A 13,539-nucleotide genomic window follows, 5' to 3' on the forward strand; every position below is an offset into this window, starting at 1 on the left:
AGGCTTTGCGCCTGCTGCCGCGATCTGTAATCTGCCCGGCATTTCCTGCCCGAGATTGTTGAACATGACCGCTTCTCTCATCCGTATCGCCGCCGCTCTGCTCATCGGCCCGGACGGTCGGACCCTGTTGGTGCGTAAGCGCGGCACCTTGGCCTTCATGCAGCCCGGTGGCAAGATCGAGCCGCATGAGCAACCGCTGCAGGCGCTGGCTCGCGAACTGGAGGAAGAGCTTGGGCTCGCGATCGATCCGGTACAGGCCCGCTACTTGGGGCAGTTCAGCGCACCGGCCGCCAACGAGCCGGGTTTTACCGTGCGCGCCGAGGTGTTTTTGCTGAACAGCGACGCCCCGGCTGTCCCCACCGCCGAGATTGAAGAAGTCCGCTGGATCGATCCGCTCGGCGCCAGCGACTTGCTGCTGGCGCCACTGACAGGCGAGGTAATCCTGCCGTTTTATCGAAGCCACTGCCTCGCAACCTGCTGATTCAAGGACTGACGCCCATGATTCCCTTGCCGGACCTGCTGATTTTCGCCGCTGCTGCGTTGCTGATGGTGCTCACGCCCGGCCCGAACATGATCTACCTGATTTCCCGTTCCATCTGCCAGGGCCGCAAGGCCGGCGTCACGTCCTTGCTGGGTGTGGTGGCGGGCTTTTTCGTGCACATGTTCGCGGCAGCGGCGGGGCTGACGGCGGTGTTCCTGGCCGTGCCGATGGCCTATGAAGTGCTGAAATGGGCGGGTGCGCTTTACCTGTTGTGGCTGGCTTGGCAGGCCTTGAAGCCGGGCGCGCGCTCGCCGTTCCAGGCCCAGCAGTTGCCCGCGGACTCGACGCGCAAACTAATCACCATGGGTTTTCTGACCAGCGCCCTGAACCCGAAGATCGCGGTGTTCTACCTCTCGGTATTCCCCCAATTCATCAGCCCGGAACACGGCTCGCTGTTCACCCAGAGCATCATCCTCGGGCTGACCCAGATCAGCGTCAGTTTCAGCGTCAACTTGCTGATCGCCCTGTTCGCCGCCGGGATTGCCTCTTGGTTCGTCCACAACCCGACCTGGCTGGCGGCGCAGCGTTACTTCATGGGGTTTGTCCTCGGTGCGTTGGCGCTGCGGCTCATGCTTGAGCAACGGCGTTCGGCGTGAGCATCCGGCGGCTGAAAGCGGGTGATGCACTGGCGTATCGCGAGCTGATGCTCCAGGCCTATGAGCTGCATCCACAAGCCTTCACCTCGAGCACCAGCGAACGGGCGGCGCTGCCCATCAATTGGTGGGAATCGCGCCTGACCAGCCGGGTCGATGTGATCCTCGGGGCGTTCGTGGCGGACGAACTGGTCGGTATCGTCGGCCTGGCCCTGGAGCCTCGGTTGAAGGCCCGGCACAAGGCGACGCTGTTCGGCATGTACGTTGCCGAAGGCCTTCGCCACGGAGGGCTTGGCGAACAACTGGTGCAGTCAGCCCTCAACGAAGCCCGTCGCCATGCCTTCCTGCGGCTGGTGCAACTGACCGTCACCGCCGGCAACGACCCGGCCGTCAAGCTCTACCAGCGCTGCGGTTTCGTGCTCTACGGGCTCGAACCGATGGCGATTCGTGTGGGCGAAGAGTATTTCGACAAGATCCACATGTGGCTTGAACTCTGAGCTATCTACCGGTTTGGGTGTGGAGCTTTTGTGGCGAGGGAGCTTGCTCCCGCTGGGCTGCGTAGCGGCCCCATTCTTTTGCAATCGCTACGCAATCGAGCGGGAGCAAGCTCCCTCGCCACAAAAAGCGGTCAGCGAACGGCACTGACACCGTCGAGGGTCGAGAACGACGTGTCCTTGGCCGTCAGCAAGAAATCGCGCATGTACGGCGCATCGAGCATGTCGGTGCGCACCGCCGCGTACAGTGTGGCGAACAAGCCTTTCTCCCCCAGCCGCTTGGCCTTCACATAGCCCCGTGAGCTGTATTCATGCAGCGCCCAATGCGGCATGCCGCACACGCCTCGGCCGCTGGCCACCAGTTGCATCATCATCACCGTCAGCTCGGACGTGCGCACCTGGGCCGGTTCGATGTCGGCCGGCTCCAGGAAGCGGGTGAAGATGTCCAGTCGATCGCGTTCCACCGGATAGGTGATCAGGGTTTCGCTGACCAGGTCTTCGGGCACGATGTACGCCTTGCCCACCAGTCGGTGCTGGTTGGCCACCGCGAGCATCGCTTCGTAGGTGAACAGCGGCACGTAGGTGATGCCGGCCAGTTCCAGCGGGTCGGAAGTCACCACCAAGTCGAGGTCGCCACGGGCCAGGCCCGGCAGCGGGGCGAAGGCGAAGCCCGAAGCCAGGTCCAGTTCGACTTCCGGCCAGGCATCGCGAAACTGGTCGATGGTGGGCATCAGCCATTGGAAGCAACTGTGACATTCGATCGCCATGTGCAAACGCCCGGCGGTGCCGCCGGCCAGCCGAGCGATGTCCCGTTCGGCGCCGCGCAACAAGGGCAGGGTGGCGTCGGCCAGTTGCAACAGGCGCAGGCCGGCGCTGGTGAATCGTACCGGTTTGGTCTTGCGCACGAATAACTGCATGCCCAGGCGCTCCTCCAGTTCCTTGAACTGGTGGGACAGCGCTGACTGGGTCAGGTGCAGGCGTTCGGCGGCCTCCACCAGGCTGTCGGCTTCACGCAGGGCGTGCAGGGTCTTGAGGTGACGGAGTTCAAGCACCGGGGTTGCTCCATGAATAAAACTTGTGATCAACACGAAAAGGTTGAGTTTGTCTCATGTAGGCCTGGCTGTCGACAATGGCGCCATCTTTTACAGAAGGACAGTCACCATGGCTCTGGCCCACACCCTCGGTTTTCCTCGCATTGGCGCCGACCGCGAACTGAAGAAAGCCCTCGAAGCCTATTGGAAGGGCGACCTGGCACCGACCGCCTTGCAGGCCGTGGGCCGTGAATTGCGGGCCCGGCACTGGCAGTTGCAGAAAGACGCCGGCATTGACCTGCTGCCCGTGGGCGATTTTGCCTGGTACGACCAGGTGCTCAGCCACACCTTGACCCTGGGCGCCGTCCCGCCGCGCTTTCACAACACCTTGGACGACAAGGGCCTGCCGACGCTCGACACCCTGTTTACCATGGCCCGTGGCGCCACGACTGCCTGTTGTAGCGCCGACCAGGGTCCCGCGCAACACGCCCAGGAATTGACCAAGTGGTTCGACACCAACTACCACTACCTGGTCCCGGAGTTCTCCGCTGACCAGACCTTCGCCCTGAGCTGGCAGCAACTGTTCGACGAAGTCGACGAAGCCCATGCACTGGGCCATCGGATCAAGCCAGTGGTCATCGGTCCGCTGACCTACCTCTGGCTGGGCAAGGCCAAGGGCGGCGACTTCGACAAGCTCGACCTCTTGGAGCGCCTGCTGCCGGTCTACGGTGAAATCCTCAATCGCCTCAAGGCCCAAGGCGTGGAATGGGTGCAGATCGATGAACCGATCCTCACCCTTGACCTGCCGCTGGCTTGGAGAAACGCCTTCGAACGGGCTTATCACATCCTTCAATATTCGCCGCTGAAGAAACTGGTGGCGACCTATTTCAGTGGCCTGCAAGACAACCTTGGCCTGGCGGTGAGCCTGCCGGTGGACGGCTTGCACATCGACGCGGTACGTGACCCAGAACAACTGGGCCAGGTGCTGGACCGCCTGCCGACCTACAAGATTCTCTCGGTGGGCCTGGTTAACGGTCGCAACGTCTGGCGCTGCGAACTGGAGCAGGCGCTGACGCAATTGCGTCCCGCCCAGGAACGGTTCGGCGACAACCTCTGGGTCAGCACCTCATGCTCGCTGTTGCACAGCCCGGTGGACCTGGAGCGCGAAGACAAACTCGACCCCGAGCTCAAGAGCTGGCTGGCGTTCGCCGTGCAGAAGTGCGGTGAAGTCGCGGTGTTGCGTGATGCGCTGAACGATCCGCAAGCTCCTGGCGTGCAACGGGCATTGATCCATGACCGGGAGATTCAAGTCAGTCGCGCGGGCTCGTCGCGCATCCACAACGCCGAGGTCCAGGCCCGTCTCGCGGCGATTGGGCCGCACGACAGCCAGCGGTGTTCAGCGTTTGCCAAACGCATCGAACAGCAACGTGCGCGGCTCAAGTTACCGACGTTTCCCACCACCTCCATCGGCTCTTTCCCGCAAACCCCGGCGATTCGCCTGGCGCGACAGGCTTACAAGCAAGGCAAGCTGTCGGCCAACGATTATCAGGAGGCGATGCGCACCGAGATCCGCCACGCCGTGCAGATCCAGGAACGCCTGGGCCTGGATGTGCTGGTGCATGGCGAAGCCGAGCGCAATGACATGGTGGAATATTTCGCCGAACAACTGGACGGCTACGCCTTCACCCGATTCGGTTGGGTGCAGAGCTACGGCTCGCGGTGCGTAAAACCGGCGATCATCTATGGCGACATCAGCCGGCCCAAGGCGATGACGGTCGACTGGATTCGTTATGCGCAAAGCCTCACCGACAAACCCATGAAAGGCATGCTCACCGGCCCCGTGACTATGCTGATGTGGTCGTTCCCCCGCGAAGACGTGTCACGCCAGGTTCAGGCGCAGCAATTGGCCCTGGCCCTGCGCGACGAAGTGGTCGACCTGGAAAAAGCCGGGATCGGCATCATCCAGATCGACGAGGCGGCCTTTCGTGAAGGCCTGCCGCTGCGACGCGGACAATGGCAGGACTACCTCGACTGGGCGGTGCAAGCGTTCCGCCTGAGCGCATCAGGCATAAGCGATGAAACCCAGATCCACACCCACATGTGCTACAGCGAATTCAACGATGTGATCAAAGCCATCGCCGACATGGACGCCGATGTCATCACGATTGAAACCTCGCGCTCGGACATGGAATTGCTCGACGCCTTCGAGGCGTTCGACTATCCCAACGACATCGGGCCGGGCGTCTACGACATCCACTCGCCACGGGTACCAGACACCGCCGAGATCGTCGCTCTGATGAGCAAAGCCGTGCAGCGCATCCCCGCCGAGCGGTTGTGGATCAATCCCGATTGTGGCCTGAAGACGCGGGCCTGGCCGGAAACCGAAGCGGCGCTGGTAAACATGGTGGCGGTGGCGCGACGGTTGCGCAGTCAGTTGGCTTGAACCGTGGTCCCTTTCTGGGGTGAGCCTGGCTTTGTGGCGAGGGAGCTTCGGATAACCACTCGGCAATCTTCATCAAACTGTCACGCAATTGTGGCAGCGCGCTTGAACAAACTTCATCAGACTCGCGCTCTACTGGGGTTCTGCGTTTTGGTGTTTGTTCATGCGTGTATTCATTTTCCTGGCCGCCTTGCTGTGCGGCCTGCCGTCGTTGGCGGCTTCTCGTTGTGATGTCAATGTCGCGACCCAACGGGTCGACCTGGACCAGGTAAGCCTGGCGTACCAGAGCATCGGCCGTGCGTCCGATCCAGCATTGCTGCTGGTGATGGGCCTGGGCGGGCAATTGATCCATTGGCCGGATGAAGTGGTGGAGGCCTTGTGCGAACAGGGCTTTAGGGTGATCCGCTACGACAATCGGGACGTCGGCCTTTCCGCCTGGCGCCAGGCCCCCGGCAGCGCCAACCTGACGTTCGAAGCGCTGCGCTACAAGCTTGGCCTGCCGGTGGCCGCGCCGTACGCCTTGACCGACATGGCCGCCGATGGCCTGGGGTTGATGGACGCCTTGGACGTGGAGAACTTCCATGTGCTGGGGGTGAGCATGGGCGGGATGATCGCCCAGCACATGGCCGCGATGGCGCCGCAGCGGGTCGAGAGTCTTACGCTTATCATGACCAGCTCCGGCGCCCAAGGCTTGCCCGCGCCGAGTGAAACGCTGGTGCAATTGTTGTCGCGGCGCAGCGCGCCGAATCGCCAAGTGGCGCTGGAACAGCAGGCCGACCTGCTTGCCGCGCTCGGCAGCCCGATGGTGGTCGATGATCGGCAAGCCTTGCTGCACCAGGCCGCCGTGGCGTATGACCGGGCCTTCAATCCCGAGGGCGTGAAGCGCCAGATCATGGCGATCCTGGCGGAGCCGAGCCGGGTGGCGCTGCTCAATCAGCTGCAGGTGCCGACGCTGGTGGTCCACGGCACCGCCGATCCGTTGCTGCCGGTGATGCATGGCGTGCATTTGGCGGCGCACATTCGCGGCAGCCAGTTGAAGCTGATTCCAGGCCTGGCTCATCGCTTTCAAGAGGCGTTCAAGGAACCGCTGCTGGGCGCGGTGTTGCCTTATCTGCAACAGCACCGTGAAGACACGTCGCACTGGGCGCAGGTCGAGCCGGCACAGGCGCCGAATCTGCTCTGACATTCAGGATTGACACGATCCCCTGTGGCGGGGGAGCTTGCTCCCCCGCCACAGGATTTGCAGTAATTTAGCTATCTGCGCCGGGCCTGCTCCACCAGCCATTCCATCAACTCCCGCAACGGTTCTGACGCCTGGGCTTTGCGCGGATGAACCAGGTAATAACCCAACCCGGTCGTGACCTTCAATTGAAACGGAATCACCAGCCGTCCGGCGCTCAGGTCGTCGCCGATCAGCGACCAGTCGCCAATCGCCACGCCCGTGCCCTGGGAGGCCATGGACATCGCCAGATCGAGGGTTTCGAAATGTTGGCCCTTGCTGACGTTGTTCAGGCGCACATCGGCCTCGGCCAACCAAGCGTTCCAGTCGCGCTCGTCGGTGGTGGGGTGCAGCAGCAAGTGCTGCTGCAGATCGTCAGGCGAGCGCAGCGGTACGGGACCTTCCAGCAACGGACGGGAGCAGACTGGCGTCAGTTGTTCGTCGAACAGATGCAGGCATGCCAACGAGGCGTCAGGCGGTGGCCCGTAGACCACCGCCGCGTCGAACGCCTCGCGCTGAAAATCCACCCCATGCCGGACCGTGGTGGTCAATTCCACCGGGACGTCCGGGCGTTCCTTTTGCCATTGCAGCAGGCGCGGCAGTAACCAGCGCATCACGCACGTGGGGGCCTTGAGTCGCAGGGCCTGGCGTTTTTCCCCGATCTGCGCCACCGCTTCGCCAATCAGGCCGAACACCTGCTGCACCCGGGGCAGCCACGCCTGGCCCTCGGCGGTCAGGCTCAGGCCTCGCGCCTGACGCTGGAACAGCGGGTAACCCAAATGTGCTTCCAACCCAGCGATCTGTCGGCTCACCGCGCCCTGGGTGATGTGCAACTGTTCAGCCGCGCGGGTGAAGTTGCAGCATTGGGCCGTAATCAGGAAGGTGTACAGCGTCGGCAGCGGAGGAAGCCGTTTCATTGGATTTGAGCCATGACGTGTGGACATGGCTAGTATGACTTTTTATCGATTGTTGCCGCCATGGCCCGACCGCTCCAATAGCGCCATCCTGAAGAAAAAAGGCATTGACGATGGCGACGTGCGGCGAGGTATTGGTCAAGTTACTCGAAGGTTATGGCGTGGAGCAGGTGTTCGGCATTCCCGGCGTCCACACCGTCGAGCTGTATCGCGGGCTGGCCCATTCAAACATCCGCCATGTGACGCCGCGTCACGAGCAGGGCGCCGGCTTCATGGCTGACGGTTATGCCCGGGTCAGTGGCAAGCCCGGCGTGTGTTTCATCATCACCGGGCCGGGCATGACCAACATCACCACGGCCATGGGCCAGGCCTACGCCGATTCGATCCCGATGCTGGTGATCTCCAGCGTGCAGTCGCGCAGCCAATTGGGCGGCGGGCGGGGCAAGTTGCATGAGCTGCCGAACCAGAGTGCACTGGTGGGCGGTGTGGCGGCGTTTTCCCACACATTGATGTCCGCTGCGCAATTGCCAGGGGTGCTGGCCCGGGCTTTTGCGTTGTTCCAGGCCGCACGGCCGCGACCGGTGCACATCGAGATCCCATTGGATGTGCTCGTCGAGAAGGCCGATGACTTGCTCGCCAGCACGCCGGTAAATATCAGTCGTGCCGGCGCCGCGCCCGCAGCCGTGGCGCAGATGGCGAGCCTGTTGGCAACGGCTGAACGACCCTTGATCCTGGCCGGCGGCGGCGCAGTCGACGCGTCGCTCGAATTGACCGAACTGGCCGAACGCCTCGCTGCCCCGGTCGCGTTGACCATCAACGCCAAGGGCTTGCTGGCCTCCAGTCATCCCTTGTTGATCGGCTCCACCCAGAGCCTGGTCGCGACCCGTGCCCTGGTGGCCGAGGCCGACGTGGTGCTGGCGGTCGGCACCGAACTGGCCGAGACCGACTACGACGTCACTTTCGCCGGCGGCTTCGAGATCCCCGGCGCGCTGCTGCGCATCGACATCGACCCCGACCAGACGGTGCGCAACTACCCGCCGAAACTGGCGCTAGTGGCCGATGCGCGGATGGCTGCCGGCGCCTTGCTCGATGCGTTGAATCGACAAGCGCTCGACGCGCGTCACGATACTTGGGGGGCGACTCGTGTTGCACGACTGCGGGCCGAACTCGACCGGCAATGGGACGCCCCGACTCGCGTCCAGGCCTTATTCCTCGACACGGTTTTGCAAACACTGCCCGACGCGGTCTTCGTCGGCGATTCCACCCAGCCCGTATACACCGGCAATCTCACCTTCAATCCAGAGCATCCGCGCCGCTGGTTCAATTCGTCCACCGGCTACGGCACCCTCGGCTATGCGTTGCCAGCGGCGGTCGGCGCCTGGCTCGGCGGGGGCGACCAGGGCGATGGTCGCCCGCCAGTGGTGTGCCTGATCGGCGATGGTGGCTTGCAGTTCACCTTGGCCGAACTGGCCAGCGCCGTGGAAGCGCGCACGCCAATTATCGTGCTGCTGTGGAATAACCAGGGCTACGAAGAGATCAAGAAATACATGCTCAACCGGGCCATCGAGCCGGTGGGCGTCGACATCTACACGCCGGATTTCATCGCCGTCGCCAAAGCCCTGGGCTGTGACGCCGAGGCCGTTGACGATGCGCCGTCATTGCGTGCAGCGTTGCTCGTCGCCCGCGGCCGGCAAGGTCCGACGTTGATTGAGGTGGATCAGGCACGGTGGAGCCGGCGTGCTGAAGGCTCGTAAAAAGCTGCTCGAAAAACCAGATCAAACGGTCATGCGCAACCGCGCGAGATCGCGCAGCGGCGGTGCGCCGAACAGGCGGCTGTACTCGCGGCTGAACTGCGAAGGGCTTTCATAACCGACCCGATACCCCGCCGCCGACGCTTCAAGCCCTTCGGCCAGCATCAGCCGCCGGGCTTCTTGCAGGCGCAATTGCTTTTGGTATTGCAGCGGGCTCATGGCCGTCATGGCCTTGAAGCGATGATGCAGCGTCGAGACGCTGAGGTTGACCTCCCGGGCCAGGTCATCGATGCGCAGCGGCTGTTCGAAATGGCCGTTGAGCCATTTGATCGCCTGGCTGATGCGATGGCTCTGACTGTTGGCAATGGCAATTTCGTAGAGCCGATAGCCCTGCGGACTGCGCAGCAGGCGATAGAGGATTTCCCGGCGTACCAGCGGCGCGAGCATGCCGATGTCCTTCGGCGTATCGAGCAGCCGCGCCAGGCGCAGCACGGCGTCGAGCATCGGCGTGTCCAGGCGTTCGACATACAGGCCGCGCCCGGCGGGGCGGGTCGGTACACCCAAGGGTCCCGCGTCGGCGATCAGCGCGGTGATTTCCGCCGGGTCGATGTCCAGGCGCAGGGCCAGGATCGGCTGCTCGGGCGAGACATTGGCGATGCATCCACTCAACGGCATCGAGACCGAGACCACCAGATAATGCAGCGGATCGTAATTGAATGTTTCGTCCGCCAGGCGCACCTGCTTACTGCCCTGGGCCATGATGCACAGCGCCGGTTGCGCCAGCACCGGGGCGAACCTGTGCGGTTGGCTGTGTCGCGACAGATTCAGCGAGCCGATGGCCGTGGCGTAGCTGCCATCCTCGCGGGTGTTGCGCTCGATGATCGAGGCCAGTTCGGCGCGCTGTTGTTCCAGGTAGGTGTCCAGCGGGACGGGGGCGTGGTCGAGTGGCGACATGCCGGGGATCCTCAAGTAAAACGGGGAGCGATGAGACAGAGCTTATGTTTGTGCAAGGCGTAGCGGTAGTCACATCCTGTTGAAAGCTTGCCTGATCCTGCACGACGGGTGGGGACTGGGCCGTGCAGCCCGGTCGAAACTTGCTTGAAACCTTTTGTTTCATCTGTCGGTGTTTTCAGCGCATCCGGGCTGGATGCGCTGCACTCGACGGGCAGGATCGTGCAATGGGTCGGCAGGAATCGACTAACGAAGCTGGCGTCGGGGCCTTTAACCTTTGATCCTGTCGCGGCCTGTCCCCGGCTGCACAACGGATTACCTGGGAGGGTTGAACATGACTACACAGATCCCCGTCAGTCACATGGCTTTCGTCCGCGCACGCGCCGGGTGCAGCCAGCCGCTCGGCGCGCGCCTGAGCACGTTGATCACGCCATCGCGCCAGGCGCCCGGTTGCCTGCACTTTGCCTTGCAGCAATCGCAATGCGATGCCGACTTGTGGCTGGTGTCTGGGCTGTGGGTCAACCAGCAGGCGATGGACGCCTATTTCAACTCGCCAGCGATGGCGATTTTCGCCGAGCTGGTGCAAGACCTGGTGGTGAGCAGCCTGGATTTCCACACCTTTCGCGAAGTGTCCGCCGCCCAGGCGACCGAAGGGTGCATGGCGAAGGTACACAAACTGGCCGGTTGAAGGTTTAATGACGGTCATTTTCCACCGCCAGGATGCGCGTTATGGCACGTAAAGCCTTTGACACTTTTGAAGCTGTTTCCGCTGTTGTACCCAAGGAGGGTGGCGGCTATTACGCCGCCATCGCCACCAAGGCCATCGGCAGTCCCGACAAGCCGCGTTTCAATAAAGTGCTTGAAGAACAGACGTTCGAGACTGCTACCAAGGCCGATGAAGCGGCCGCGGTGAAGCTGACTCACCTGAAGGGTGTCGACGACGAGGGCGGGTTGGTCTGGTAATCAGCATCACTGGCATTGCTTTTGTGGCGAGGGAGCTTGCTCCCGCTTGGGTGCGAAGCGCCCATCAAAACAGGGGCTGCTGCGCAACCCAGCGGGAGCAAGCTCCCTCGCCACGGGGAACTGCGTTGTTCTTATTGGGGGCGATGCATCCTGAACAACGCCTCGGGCCCCAGCTGGAAATAATCCGCCGGCCCGCCACCGCGCAAGATCGGCTCGGCGGCGGCAGTGTCGTATACCCCATCCTTCAACAGCCATTTGGCGATATGCACGGCGACCACTTCGCCGAGAATCAACCAGCTTGGCACCAGTGCCTTGTCCGCCCGCTGCAACTGAATGATCTGTGTGACCTTGCATTCAAAAGACACCGGGCTCTCGCTCACGCGCGGTACCTGGATCACCCGCGACGCCGCCGGCGTCAGGCCCGCCAGCTCAAATTCATTGACCTCTGGCGCGACCATCGCACAGCTCTGGTTCATCTGCTCGGCCAGCGGGCGCGTGGCCAGGTTCCAAGCGAACTCGCCGGTCTGCTCGATGTTGTTCAGGCTGTCCTTGCGCCCGACACTGGAGAAACCAATGATCGGCGGAACGTAGTTGAACGCGTTGAAGAAACTGTAGGGTGCGAGATTCAGGCGGCCCTCGCCGTCCTGTGAAGAAATCCAGCCAATCGGCCGTGGACCAATGATCGCATTGAACGGATCGTGGGGCAGGCCGTGACCGTTGGCGGGTTCGTAGTAATGGATATCGTCGGGCATGAAAGATGGAGGTCCGGTGCTGGTCAGAAGGATCCGACGATAGTGCAGGGACCAGACATTTTTGTCAGCACCGGTTGTGCTGGGATCAGTTGGTCAACGCCGCATCGCTATGGTCGGAACCATCGGCCGCCACGGCAGGTTCGATCGCGTGATTCTCATCCTTCTTCGCAACAACGGCGGAGCCGGCGCGCTCATGACTGCTGGCGATAAAAGCGGCAGTGCCGGTGCGCTCGAAGCCGTCGTCGGCGAAGGCGCTGCTTGCCAGTGCACTGAGGGTCAGGGCGAAGATCAGTTTGGGTTTCATGGTCATACTCCAAGCATCGATAGTGGATGAGGGGGAGGATGGAGTGCGGCCATTAAGTGGAAATTAATGTAGGAAACGACGCCGGCCTGGAACGAAAAAAGGGGCGAGCCCGTGCAGGTTCGCCCCTTTCGTTTGTACGAGCGGAGCTGTCAGTCAGTCAGGATCCGCGAGTGCTTGCGGGTGTCTTTCATGGTGATGTAGACCAGCAGCGATACCGCGATGCACGCCGTCACGTACCAGTAGTAACCGGTCTCCATGCCAATGCTCTTGAACCACAGGGCGATGTATTCAGCGGTGCCGCCGAAGATCGACACGGTCAATGCATAGGGCAGGCCGACGCCCAGGGCGCGGATTTCGGTAGGGAACAACTCGGCTTTCACCACCGCGTTGATCGAGGTGTAGCCGCTGACGATGATCAGCGCGGCCATGATCAGGAAGAACGCGCCCCACCAGGTCTGGATGGTGTGCAGGGTGGTGAGGATCGGCACCGTGAACAATGTGCCCAGGATGCCGAAGGCGATCAGGATCGGCCGGCGCCCGACCTTGTCCGACAACCCGCCGATCAAAGGTTGCAGGCACATGAACAGGAACAGCGTGGCGGCGGAAATGGTGGTGGAGTCGGAGATGCTCATGCCGACCGTATTCACCAGGTATTTCTGCATGTAGGTGGTGTAGGTGTAGAACGCCAGCGTGCCGCCCATGGTCAGGCCGACCACGGTCATCAATTCCTTGGGATGGCGCATCAAGGTGCGCATGGCGCTTTCCTTGGCTTTTTCTTTCTTGGTGAATGACTCGGTTTCTTCCATGCCGCGACGCAGGTACAGCGCAACGACTGCGCACAGCGCGCCGATGGCGAACGGGATGCGCCAGCCCCAGGCGTACAGCTGCTCGGTGGTGAGGGTCTGTTGCAGCACGATCAGCACGCCCAGGGCAATGAGCTGGCCGGAGATCAGGGTCACGTACTGGAAGCTGGAGAAAAAGCCGCGACGTTCCTTGGTTGCCATCTCGCTCAGGTAGGTCGCCGAGGTGCCGTACTCGCCACCGACCGACAGGCCTTGGAGCAAGCGGGCGAACACCAGCAGGATCGGCGCGCCGACGCCGATGGTTTCGTAGCCGGGGCTCAGGGCGATGATCAACGAGCCGAAGCACATCAGGTAGACCGAGGCCATCAGGGCCCGTTTACGACCGGCGCGGTCAGCGTACAGGCCCATCAGCCAGCCGCCGATCGGGCGCATCAGGAAGCCCACGGCAAAGATCGCGGCGGTGTTGAGCAGTTGGGCGGTGGTGTCGCCCTTGGGGAAGAAGGCTTTGGCGAAGTACAACGAGAAAGCGGCGTAGACGTACCAGTCGTACCACTCGACCATGTTGCCAACCGAGCCGCTGAAGATCGATTTGATTCGGCTGGCGGTGGTTCTTTCACGGGCGGGCACGGCAGCCGACCCAATGGGCAGGGCGTTGGAGTTGTCCATTGAAGGATCCTTCGTTTAATTGTTTTTGTGGAGCGCGTGGGAACGCAGCCTGCCAGGGCTATAGCAGGAGCTGTGCCAGGTGCGAGAAGGCCGGCCTAGAGGGGGTTGTAATGCTGG

The 13,539-nt window shown here is 62.4% G+C and carries 14 protein-coding genes; 8 read left to right on the forward strand and 6 right to left on the reverse strand.

All coding sequences use genetic code 11. From position 1 onward, the window contains the following. Positions 1-64: 64 nt before the first annotated feature. From J3P82_RS06065 to J3P82_RS06075, 3 genes are read left to right on the forward strand one after another with little or no spacing between them, the layout of a single operon-like run. Complete coding sequence (locus tag J3P82_RS06065; protein ID WP_434561499.1) at positions 65-481, forward strand: NUDIX hydrolase; 417 nt, start codon at positions 65-67, stop codon at positions 479-481. Between the two features lie 17 nt (positions 482-498). Next, positions 499-1,137: a LysE family translocator gene (locus tag J3P82_RS06070; protein ID WP_434561501.1), complete on the forward strand. Its 639-nt coding sequence runs from the start codon at positions 499-501 to the stop codon at positions 1,135-1,137. Further along, positions 1,134-1,631: a GNAT family N-acetyltransferase gene (locus J3P82_RS06075; protein WP_434561503.1), complete on the forward strand. Its 498-nt coding sequence runs from the start codon at positions 1,134-1,136 to the stop codon at positions 1,629-1,631. Before J3P82_RS06070 ends, J3P82_RS06075 begins: the two co-directional genes overlap by 4 nt. Before the next feature lie 131 nt (positions 1,632-1,762). Here J3P82_RS06075 and metR read toward each other — a convergent pair whose 3' ends face one another. Beyond that, the gene (gene metR, locus J3P82_RS06080) at positions 1,763-2,680 is read right to left on the reverse strand and encodes a transcriptional regulator MetR (RefSeq protein ID WP_434561505.1); all 918 of its coding nucleotides are present in this window, start codon (positions 2,678-2,680) and stop codon (positions 1,763-1,765) included. A gap of 109 nt (positions 2,681-2,789) precedes the next feature. Between metR and metE the strand changes: the two genes are divergently transcribed. Beyond that, positions 2,790-5,102 (forward strand): 5-methyltetrahydropteroyltriglutamate--homocysteine S-methyltransferase, encoded by a 2,313-nt coding sequence (gene metE, locus J3P82_RS06085; RefSeq protein WP_434561507.1) that lies wholly within the window; start codon positions 2,790-2,792, stop codon positions 5,100-5,102. Positions 5,103-5,262: 160 nt separating this feature from the next. Further along, on the forward strand, positions 5,263-6,282 hold the full coding sequence (locus tag J3P82_RS06090) for an alpha/beta fold hydrolase (RefSeq protein ID WP_434561509.1): 1,020 nt from the start codon (positions 5,263-5,265) through the stop codon (positions 6,280-6,282). A gap of 71 nt (positions 6,283-6,353) precedes the next feature. Here the strand turns inward: J3P82_RS06090 and J3P82_RS06095 are convergent, their stop codons facing one another. Next, positions 6,354-7,235 carry a LysR substrate-binding domain-containing protein gene (locus J3P82_RS06095; protein WP_434561511.1) on the reverse strand — a complete coding sequence of 294 codons (882 nt, stop codon included), beginning with the start codon at positions 7,233-7,235 and terminating at the stop codon, positions 6,354-6,356. 110 nt (positions 7,236-7,345) lie between these two features. Between J3P82_RS06095 and J3P82_RS06100 the strand changes: the two genes are divergently transcribed. Next, positions 7,346-8,986, forward strand: coding sequence for a 5-guanidino-2-oxopentanoate decarboxylase (locus J3P82_RS06100; RefSeq protein ID WP_434561513.1), 1,641 nt, complete (start codon positions 7,346-7,348; stop codon positions 8,984-8,986). Between the two features lie 21 nt (positions 8,987-9,007). On the opposite strand, the gene J3P82_RS06105 is transcribed toward J3P82_RS06100, so the two are convergent. Further along, positions 9,008-9,937, reverse strand: coding sequence for an AraC family transcriptional regulator (locus J3P82_RS06105; RefSeq protein WP_434561515.1), 930 nt, complete (start codon positions 9,935-9,937; stop codon positions 9,008-9,010). 331 nt (positions 9,938-10,268) lie between these two features. Here J3P82_RS06105 and J3P82_RS06110 point away from each other — a divergent pair, with 331 nt between their 5' ends. Continuing rightward, complete coding sequence (locus J3P82_RS06110) at positions 10,269-10,622, forward strand: putative quinol monooxygenase (protein WP_186611717.1); 354 nt, start codon at positions 10,269-10,271, stop codon at positions 10,620-10,622. A gap of 41 nt (positions 10,623-10,663) precedes the next feature. Continuing rightward, positions 10,664-10,897 carry a hypothetical protein gene (locus J3P82_RS06115; RefSeq protein ID WP_434561517.1) on the forward strand — a complete coding sequence of 78 codons (234 nt, stop codon included), beginning with the start codon at positions 10,664-10,666 and terminating at the stop codon, positions 10,895-10,897. A 131-nt stretch (positions 10,898-11,028) separates the two neighbouring features. Here J3P82_RS06115 and J3P82_RS06120 read toward each other — a convergent pair whose 3' ends face one another. The 3 genes from J3P82_RS06120 to J3P82_RS06130 all read right to left on the reverse strand — a co-directional run bounded on the left by J3P82_RS06120 (position 11,029) and on the right by J3P82_RS06130 (position 13,422). Further along, positions 11,029-11,649, reverse strand: coding sequence for a flavin reductase family protein (locus tag J3P82_RS06120; RefSeq protein ID WP_434561519.1), 621 nt, complete (start codon positions 11,647-11,649; stop codon positions 11,029-11,031). 85 nt (positions 11,650-11,734) lie between these two features. Beyond that, positions 11,735-11,953, reverse strand: coding sequence for a hypothetical protein (locus J3P82_RS06125; RefSeq protein WP_434561521.1), 219 nt, complete (start codon positions 11,951-11,953; stop codon positions 11,735-11,737). A gap of 149 nt (positions 11,954-12,102) precedes the next feature. Continuing rightward, positions 12,103-13,422 carry an MFS transporter gene (locus J3P82_RS06130; RefSeq protein ID WP_434561523.1) on the reverse strand — a complete coding sequence of 440 codons (1,320 nt, stop codon included), beginning with the start codon at positions 13,420-13,422 and terminating at the stop codon, positions 12,103-12,105. Positions 13,423-13,539 lie beyond the last annotated feature (117 nt).

This window comes from Pseudomonas sp. Z4-20 (assembly GCF_051131955.1).
GTDB classification, from domain to species: Bacteria; Pseudomonadota; Gammaproteobacteria; order Pseudomonadales; family Pseudomonadaceae; genus Aquipseudomonas; species Aquipseudomonas marvdashtae.